Source organism: Bradyrhizobium sp. (genome assembly GCF_049581145.1).
GTDB lineage: Bacteria > Pseudomonadota > Alphaproteobacteria > Rhizobiales > Xanthobacteraceae > Bradyrhizobium.
On sequence record NZ_JBAURI010000155.1, the window covers coordinates 1 to 4,968 of the forward strand.

5 protein-coding genes are annotated in these 4,968 nt (G+C 66.6%); 1 reads left to right on the forward strand and 4 read right to left on the reverse strand.

Going from position 1 to position 4,968, the window contains the following annotated elements; genetic code table 11:
• Positions 1-131: 131 nt before the first annotated feature.
• Genes WCB02_RS05100 through WCB02_RS05110 form a run of 3 tightly spaced genes read right to left on the reverse strand, consistent with a single transcriptional unit; the run spans position 132 to position 3,674 of the window.
• A complete protein-coding gene (locus WCB02_RS05100; protein WP_423956751.1) occupies positions 132-863 on the reverse strand; it encodes an ABC transporter ATP-binding protein in 732 nt (243 codons plus the stop codon).
• Positions 860-2,611 (reverse strand): ABC transporter permease subunit, encoded by a 1,752-nt coding sequence (locus tag WCB02_RS05105; RefSeq protein ID WP_423956755.1) that lies wholly within the window; start codon positions 2,609-2,611, stop codon positions 860-862. Before WCB02_RS05105 ends, WCB02_RS05100 begins: the two co-directional genes overlap by 4 nt.
• Before the next feature lie 22 nt (positions 2,612-2,633).
• Positions 2,634-3,674, reverse strand: coding sequence for a branched-chain amino acid ABC transporter permease (locus tag WCB02_RS05110; RefSeq protein WP_423956752.1), 1,041 nt, complete (start codon positions 3,672-3,674; stop codon positions 2,634-2,636).
• A 170-nt stretch (positions 3,675-3,844) separates the two neighbouring features.
• On the opposite strand from WCB02_RS05110, the gene WCB02_RS05115 reads away from it, so the two are divergent.
• Positions 3,845-4,369, forward strand: a complete 525-nt coding sequence (locus WCB02_RS05115) for a MarR family winged helix-turn-helix transcriptional regulator (protein ID WP_423956753.1) — start codon at positions 3,845-3,847, stop codon at positions 4,367-4,369.
• Positions 4,370-4,600: 231 nt separating this feature from the next.
• Here the strand turns inward: WCB02_RS05115 and WCB02_RS05120 are convergent.
• Positions 4,601-4,968, reverse strand: a 368-nt coding sequence (locus tag WCB02_RS05120; protein WP_423956754.1) for an MOFRL family protein, incomplete at its 5' end; no start/stop codon positions are given.

The following is a 4,968-nucleotide window of genomic DNA, read 5'->3' on the forward strand; positions in this document are numbered from 1 at the left end:
CCAAGGTGCGATGTGCGTGCGGTCAGGAATTTTGTCTGTTGTGAGCCCGCCCATGCAGCGCTCATCAGCGGACGTGTTTCGATCGGGCAGCGGCTTCTCGACGGCAGAGGGCAGGGAGCCAGGAGCAGGGCTCAAACCGCGCTTTCGTCCTCATGCGTGAAGCCCAGATAGCTCGCGGCGACGCGCTGGTCGGCGGCGATGTCCTTGGCCGTGCCGCTCAGCACGAATTCGCCGAGCTCCATGACGTAGGCGCGGTCTGCGATGGCGAGCGCGGCCTGCGCATTCTGCTCGACCAGCAGCACCGAGACGCCGGCCCTGCGCAGTTCGCCGACCGTCCGGAAGATGTCGGCGACAATGATCGGGGCCAGCCCCAGGCTCGGCTCGTCCAGCATCAGCAGTTTCGGCGCGCCCATCAGCGCGCGGCCCATCGCCAGCATCTGCTGCTCGCCGCCAGATAGCGTTCCGGCGAGCTGCTTGCGGCGCTCCTTCAGCCGTGGAAACAGCGTGTAGACCCGTTCGAAGGAGGTCGCGGCCCGCGCCCTGCCGACGCGGAAGGCGCCGAGCTGCAGATTGTCCTCGATGTTCATGCTGGCGAACAATTCGCGATGCTCGGGCACCAGGCTCAGGCCGGCGGCGACGCGGTCCTCGATCTCGAGGCGGCCGAGATCCTCGCCGGCAAAGGCGACCCGGCCCTTCAGCGGCAGGATGCCCATGACGGCGTTCAGCAGCGTGGTCTTGCCGGCGCCGTTGGCGCCAATGATGGTGACGATCTCGTTGTCGGCCACGTCAAGCGACACCGCGCGCACCGCCTCGACCTTGCCATAGGCGACATGCACGTCCGAGACGGTCAGGAGCGCGCTCATGCGGTCGCTCCGAGATAGGCCCTGATCACCTCGGGATTGGTCTTGATCGCCGCGGGCGGCCCTTCGGCGATCTTGGTGCCGAAATCGAGCACCACGACGCGGTCGGCCAGATCCATCACGAAACCCATGTCGTGCTCGACCAGCAGCACCGACATGCCGCCGTCGCGCAATTGTCGCAGCAGCGTGGCCAGTCGCTGCTTTTCCAGATGCCGCAGCCCTGCGGCCGGCTCGTCGAGCAGCAGCAGCATCGGGTCGACGCAGAGCGCGCGCGCGATCTCGACGATGCGCTGCTGGCCGAGCGAAAGCGAGCCGGCCGGCTGGTCGATCTGGTCGGCGAGGCCGACCCGTTTGATCTGGCGCGCCGCTTCCGCGAGCAGCCGGGCCTCGTCAGAACGATCGAGCCGGAACATGCTGGCGAGCGCACCGGCCCGTCCGCGCAGATGCGCGCCGATCGCGACGTTCTCCAGTACGCTCATGTCGGGCACCAGTTTGACGTGCTGAAAGGTTCTGGAGATGCCGAGCTTCACCACCTCCTGCGGCGGCGCGTGATGGATCGGCTTGCCGAGCACCGAGACGGTGCCGCTGGTCGCCGGCAGCACGCCGGTGATGAGGTTGAAGGTCGTGCTCTTGCCGGCGCCGTTCGGGCCGATCAGCGCCACGATCTCGCGGGTCTGAACGTCGAAGGAGACGTCGTTGACCGCAATCACGCCGCCGAACTGCTTTCGCGCATTGTCGATGTGCAGCAGCACGTTCGGCGTGGCCGCCGTCCGCGCCCGCGCGGGAAGCATCAGCGTCATGTCCAGGCGCGCGCGCTTCGGCTTGAACGGCAGCCGTGACATCAGCCACGGCCAGACCCCGGTCGGCGCTAGCTGCAGCAAGGCGACCAGCAGGATGCCGAACACGATGGTCTCGAGCTGGCCCTCGCCATGCAGCAGCAGCGGCAGATAGCTCTGCAGGATTTCCTTCAGCACGACGACGATGGCGGCGCCGAGCACGCCGCCCCAGACATAGCCGGCGCCGCCGACCACCGCGATGAACAGATATTCGATGCCGGCCTCTGCGCCGAACGGCGTCGGATTGACGGCGCGTTCGAAATGCGCGTAAAGCCAGCCCGACAATCCCGCCAGCACCGCGGCATGGATGAAGACCAGCAGCTTGGTGCGCGGCGTCTCGATACCGAAGGCTTCCGCCGCGATGTGCCCGCGCCGCAGCGCGCGGATGGCACGGCCGGTGCGGGAGTCCAACAGGTTCATCGTCAACAGCGCCGAGACAATCACCGCGATCCAGATCGCGTAATAGATGGTGCCGGGCTCGTTCATCCGGAGCGATCCGATCGACAGCGGCGGAATGCCGGAGATGCCGTCATTGCGGCCGAGCAATTCCAGCTTGCTGAACAGATAGAACAGGCCGAGGCCCCATGCGATGGTGCCGAGCGGCAGATAGTGGCCCGAGAGCCGCACCGTGACGAGGCCGAGCAGGACGGCGGCGGCGCCGGAGACCACGAGCGACAGCGGCAGGGTCAGCCAGGGCGAGAAGCCGTAAGCCGTGCTCAACAGCGCGGTGGTGTAGGCGCCGAAGCCGCAGAACGCCGCCTGGCCGAACGAGGTCATGCCGCCGACCCCGGTCAGGAGCACGAGCCCCATCGCCACGAGTGCCGAGAGGCCGATATTGTCCAACAGCACGATCCAGAACGGCGGCATGCCCGGCAGATACGGGATCACGGCCATCACGAGCGCGAACAGCAGCATGGGGAAGTGCCCGGTCACCGCGTCAGTCCTTTTCTTCCTCGACCGAAGGCGCGGCCAGCGAGCGCAGCAACAGCACCGGGACGATCAGCGTGAAGACGATGACCTCCTTGAAATTGCTGGCGTAGAACGATGAGAAGGCCTCGACGACGCCGACCATCAGCGCCGCGATCGCGGTCAGCGGATAGCTGACGAGGCCGCCGATGATGGCGGCGATGAAACCTTTCAGCCCGATCAGGAATCCGGTGTCGTAGTACAGCGTGGTTATTGGCACGATCAGGATGCCCGACAGCGCGCCGATCACCGAGGCGAGCAGGAACGCGATCTGGCCCGACAGCGTGGTGCGGATCCCGACCAGCCGGGCGCCAAGCCGGTTGACGGCGGTGGCGCGCAACGCCTTGCCGTACAGCGACAGCCCGAAGAACAGCCAGAGCGCTGCGATGAAGGCGACAGTGATGGCATAGACCGCAAGGCTCTGGCCGGTGAAGCGCAGCGGGCCCATGGTCAGCGCTGTGTCCGCGATGGCCGGGCCGCGTTGCCCCTCGGCGCCGAAGAACAGAAGCCCCAGGCCCTGCAGTGTCAGATGGCAGCCGACGGAGGCGATCAGGAGCACCAGCACCGAGGTGTGCGCCAGCGGCTGAAATGCCAGCCGATAGAGAAACAGCCCGATCATCGCCACGATCGCGAGCGACAGCGTGATGCTGAGGGAGGCCGGCGGATGGCGGCCGGCCAGCGAGAGCGTCAGCGCCAGAACGATGCAGGGCAGCACGATGTCGACCGCGAAGGCGCGGGCGATCCGCCGTGGGTGCAGCGCGCGGCGCGCCACGAACAGGTCGAAGGCGAACGCCGCGGCGCCCATCGCGACCGCGAGTTTCGCGGTGCCCGGCATCTGCCCTGAGGACAGCGAGGCATAGGTCAGCGCGCCATAGGTGACGAACTCGCCCTGCGGGATCAGGATCACGCGCGTCACGGCGAATACCAGCACCAGCGCCAGCCCCAGCAGGGCGTAGATCGCGCCATTGGTGATGCCGTCCTGGATCAGGAACAGCATGATGGTGGTGTTCAAGCGCGGACGCTCCCCCTCAAAGACCGGACCGGTCGCGACACGCCGTGAGGCCGGCGGCCCGTCCCACGGCGGTTGAATGGCGCCGCCGTTATTTGATATGGTGGATAACAATTATCAAATATAATCTCAAGCCGGCCGCGGCTGTCGCGGTCGCGGGACTGCCAGTCCGGATGAGTGTGACCAGGACCGCTATGGCCGATAACGGGAAGCTCCGCAAGGAGGCGGCCAAGGGTGCCGACAAGGCTGTCGCCGTCGAGTCGGCCGCGCTGCAGATGGGCGAATTGTCCGAGCTGCTCGGCTACTCGCTGAAGCGGGCGCAGCTGCGGATTTTCGAGGATTTTTTGCGCTGCGTCGCGCCGCTGCAGCTGACCCCGGCGCAATTCTCGGTGCTGCTTCTGCTCGACAAGAATCCCGGCCGCAACCAGACCGAGATCGCCACCACGCTCGGTATTCTGCGGCCGAATTTCGTGGCGATGCTCGATGGCCTGGAGAGCCGCGACCTCTGCGCGCGGATTCGCTCCACCAACGACCGCCGCTCCCACATCGTCGAGTTGACCGACAAGGGCCGCGCGGTGCTGGCGCGGGCCAAGAAGCTGGTCGCGACCAAGCACGAGGCGCGGCTGAACGAGCTGCTCGGCCCCGCCAACCGCGCAGCTCTGCTTGCGATGCTGAGCACGATCGCGCAGGAGTTTTGATGGAAGTGTCGTTCCGCGCACGACGTAAGAAGCGGAATCCACAACCACCGGCCCCCGACCGGAATCATGGCGTCGCCACAACAAACCGCCGTCATCGCCCGGCTCGACCAGGCTTGACCGGGCGATCCAGGACGCCGAGGCTTCTCGATTCATCTCCGCCGTCTCTGGAATACTGGATCACCCGCCTGCGCGGGTGATGACGGCTGTCGACGCTGATCAACTGGTGCAACATCAATCCACCAGGATCACCCGGATGTCATTGACATTGGTCAGCGTCGGGCCGGTCTGCAGGAGATCGCCGGTCAAGGCAAAGAACGCGGAGGCGTCGTTGTTGGCGAGATAGGTTTTCGGGTTGAGCCCGAGCGATGTCATTTTCGCAAACGTCGCCGCATCGATCACGGCCCCCGCCGGATCGGTCGCGGAGCCGGCGCCGCCGTCGGCGCCGTCGGTATCTCCTGCCAATGCGGAAACATCGGGCGTATCCCTGAGCAGGCCGGCCAGCGCCAGCGCATATTCCTGGTTGGGGCCGCCGCGCCCCTGGCCGTGCACCGTCACCGTGAGCTCGCCGCCGGAGACTATCGCGACGCGCCGGCCCTCGC

What these genes read in the sequence shown, in the direction of transcription:
- WCB02_RS05100 (WP_423956751.1), bottom strand. Translation starts at nt 863, where the DNA reads ATGAGCGCGCTCCTGACCGTCTCGGACGTGCATGTCGCCTATGGCAAG.
- WCB02_RS05105 (WP_423956755.1), bottom strand. Translation starts at nt 2,611, where the DNA reads ATGCTGCTGTTCGCGCTCGTGATGGCCGTGATCCCGTATCTGCCGGGC.
- WCB02_RS05115 (WP_423956753.1), top strand. Translation starts at nt 3,845, where the DNA reads ATGAGTGTGACCAGGACCGCTATGGCCGATAACGGGAAGCTCCGCAAG.